Source organism: Candidatus Sordicultor fermentans (genome assembly GCF_012728195.1).
Lineage (GTDB): Bacteria > Atribacterota > Atribacteria > Atribacterales > Caldatribacteriaceae > Sordicultor > Sordicultor fermentans.
This window is the reverse complement of the sequence record NZ_JAAYFP010000156.1, coordinates 1-1,936: the sequence shown is the minus strand read 5'-3', so window position 1 is coordinate 1,936 and position 1,936 is coordinate 1. Positions and strand designations below refer to the sequence as shown.

2 protein-coding genes are annotated in these 1,936 nt (G+C 39.7%); both read left to right on the top strand.

What is annotated here, in order from left to right; all coding sequences use genetic code 11:
• Nucleotides 1-800: tetratricopeptide repeat protein (locus tag GXZ17_RS08045; RefSeq protein WP_409376777.1), on the top strand; the 800-nt coding region annotated here is incomplete at its 5' end.
• 54 nt (nucleotides 801-854) lie between these two features.
• On the top strand, nucleotides 855-1,936 hold a 1,082-nt coding region (locus GXZ17_RS08040), incomplete at its 3' end, for a hypothetical protein (RefSeq protein ID WP_409376776.1).

Sequence of the window (1,936 nt, the reverse complement as noted above, 5' to 3'; positions counted from 1 at the left end):
TTGGGCTTGCAGATGATATGGCTATGTCGTGTGTGTTCGACTTAGAGAGTGATACAACATTCAAAATTGCTGCCGAAGTAGTGAAAACATATCCTCATCCTCTGCTTCTCAATAATTTCGGTGCTATGCTGGCTGAGAAGTCCCCGGAAGATTCGTTGTTTTTCTTTTTACAGGCATTGGATCAGGATCCGGATAATCCGGTGATCCTTGTAAATGCGGCATATCTTTACATTGAAATGGATAACTTTACAGAGGCTGAAAACTGCGCCAAAAATGCGCTGCTGGCTGCACCTGACTACGGGCCGGCCTATCAGATTTTAACCACAATTCATTTAAAAAACGAAGATTATATTTTAGCAGCTGAAACTATGGTTAAAAGTGCAAAACACTTTTTTAATGATATAACCATTCACCACTTTGATTCCTTCCTTGAAGCAGTTGCAGAGCTAGATCCGGAAGTAGATGAATACCCGCTTCAGGAGGAGTTTATAAAAGAGCTGTATATGATAGCAAAGGAAAATGTAGATACCAACTTTGTAAGGGAAGGTCTGGATACACCTGAAGCACAGCTTACGCTCAAACCATTTCCCAAAATAAACGAACTTGAGTTGGAAAGCATGCAGCAGGAGTTATTTGACATGCAGAGTGAAATATTAATGGAGCATGACAGTGTACGGCGGGAATACTACAATTACCAGTATGCCGTCGAGGACTATTTAAATGAACCCTCATCTGCAGGTAATGATATCTATCCCTTTAAGAAAAACCTCAGGCAGATTTATGCCTTTAAAGTGCTGTAATCCTATTACAATTTTAAACTTAAAAAATGCGCTTTAGAGAGCGAAAAGAAAATAATGAAGTTTAATGAAGAAGCCAGTGAAAGAGAATTTAAAATAATGGATGAGTTAAACGAAAGACAGGCTTCGGCACAAGACAGTTTTGACTATAACGTATTAACACCGATGCGGCCTGAAGATCTCTTTGAAATAGAGAGAAAAGCAATGGAAGAATATAAGCTGGCTCTCGAGGAAATAAAAAAGGTTTATAACAGCTACACACCTGAAGTAATATCGCTAAGCAGGGAGCAGTATAATGAGACTAAGCAAATACTAGAGGAATTCTGGCTTCGTTCGGGAGGGATCATAAAGTATATCACCGAAGAAGACATACTGAAACAGTTTGATTATGAACGCACTATGACTGTTTACGAATATATCGAGTATCCCATTGGCAATCTTCTGTTATGGGCTGGAAATCTTGTTGGCGCTGAAACAGTCATGTTTTATACCGATGAAATCATTTCAATTCTAAACTCATTAGGGATGATAGCTGAAGATTATGAAAATATTATGAGCCAGAACGAAGCAAAAGAAAAGGGTGACGACATGATACCCGATATTGAGAAACAGGCAATCACACATTTTGAGGAAGAAGGAGATTTGCCAGATGTGGGCTTTGAAGGAGATATTTTCGGTTTTGGCGCCAGTTTACAGACTGACGGCGAGAGATTGAAGGTAGGTCTGGAAACGCCTGTCTCAAGTTCTGAGATTTCTAAAAATCTTTTGTACGACAAGCCTTCAAAGGGCGCCTATTTTGAGTCATACACAGCAGTAGGAGCAAAAGCGCAGGGTAGCACAGACTGGTTTACAGATTTCAAAAATGTGAAAAAGGCAATAGGTAAGGGGCAGAAAATCATGGGTGACATAGGTTTTGGCTTTTCCAACAATGTGTCACAAGGTAATTATGTATCTGTTAACAAGGAAGGAAAAATAGTAGACAGGGGCATTATATATATCCGTGAGTCGGGTGGAAGTATAGGTAAATTTGGTAAGAGCGAAAGGGTTGTTGTCAGAAAGTCAACAATGACGGGTCTGGCAATAAAGGAGAAAAGCACAAAGTATAAGTTCGGTATTGGCTCATTTACAGTGGGCAGATA